The 294-nt window shown below is 63.3% G+C and carries 2 pseudogenes; one reads left to right on the top strand and one right to left on the bottom strand.

The features are described 5' to 3' along the window. Positions 1-104 (bottom strand): annotated as a pseudogene (locus P0G09_RS19580) (formate--tetrahydrofolate ligase); the annotation flags it as partial. Here P0G09_RS19580 and P0G09_RS19575 point away from each other — a divergent pair. Further along, positions 70-294 (top strand): annotated as a pseudogene (locus P0G09_RS19575) (formate--tetrahydrofolate ligase); the annotation flags it as partial. The pseudogenes P0G09_RS19580 and P0G09_RS19575 sit on opposite strands and share 35 nt — an antisense overlap.

Genomic DNA, 294 nt, shown 5'->3' with positions numbered 1-294 from the left:
GCCATGACGCTGTTGCAGCCGTGGGCAATGTTGGCAAAGGGGCCGCCGTGGATGATGGCGGGGTTGTTTTCCAGCGTCATGGCCACCAAGCTCAGCCTCTCACTGGCCGATTACGTCATCACGGAGGCGGGCTTCGGTGCAGATCTGGGTGCCGAGAAGTTCCTGGATATCAAGTGCCGCTAAGCCGGCATCGCCCCCAGCGCCTGCGTGCTGGTGGCCACTGTCCGTGCCCTCAAGAGCCACGGCGGCGTTGCCAAGGCTGACCTGAACCAGCCGAATCTCGAGGCTGTCAAG

The sequence above is a fragment of the Faecalibacterium sp. DFI.5.82 genome, assembly GCF_029076575.1.
Lineage (GTDB): Bacteria > Bacillota > Clostridia > Oscillospirales > Ruminococcaceae > Faecalibacterium > Faecalibacterium duncaniae.
The sequence above is the reverse complement of the archived record's forward strand: the minus strand, read 5'-3'. Positions and strand labels throughout refer to the sequence as shown.